The organism is Mycobacterium sp. E1747, assembly GCF_001667775.1.
Taxonomy (GTDB): Bacteria; Actinomycetota; Actinomycetes; order Mycobacteriales; family Mycobacteriaceae; genus Mycobacterium.
Window position 1 is genome coordinate 1 of sequence record NZ_LZJI01000194.1, and the last position, 656, is coordinate 656.

The 656-nt window shown below is 65.5% G+C and carries 1 protein-coding gene; it reads left to right on the forward strand.

The window, feature by feature from the left end:
- On the forward strand, window positions 1–656 hold a 656-nt coding region (locus A5695_RS19575; RefSeq protein WP_068085834.1), incomplete at both ends, for a class I SAM-dependent methyltransferase.

Consider the following 656-nt stretch of genomic DNA (forward strand, 5'->3'; position numbering starts at 1 on the left):
AATCTCGAGCCCGGGATGACACTGCTCGACATCGGTTGCGGCTGGGGCGGAGCGCTGCAGCGGGCGGTCGAGAAGTATGACGTGAACGTCGTGGGGTTGACGTTGTCGGAGAACCAGGCCGAGCACGTGCAGAAGACGTTCGACGAGATGGACACCCCCCGCACCCGACGGGTGCTGTTGGAGGGTTGGGAGAAGTTCCACGAGCCCGTCGACCGCATCGTCTCCATCGGCGCCTTCGAGCACTTCGGCCGCCAGCGCTACGGCCGCTTCTTCAAGATGGCCTACGAGGCGCTGCCATCCGACGGGGTCATGTTGCTGCACACCATCGTTCGCCCGTCCTTCAAGGAGGCCAGGGCGCGAGGCATGGGGCTGACCCACGAGATCGTGCACTTCTCGCAGTTCATCCTGACCGAAATCTTCCCCGGGGGCTGGCTCCCGACCCCCCAGACCGTCGGGGAGTACGCCGTCACGGCCGGCTTCGAGCTGACCCGGGTGCACTCGCTGCAGCTGCACTACGCGCGGACCCTGGAAACGTGGGCGGCCGCCCTCGAGTCGAACCGCGAAAAGGCGATCGCCATCCAGTCGCAAGAGGTCTACGACCGCTACATGAAGTACCTGGTCGGCTGCGCGAAGCTGTTCCGCCAGGGGAACACCGA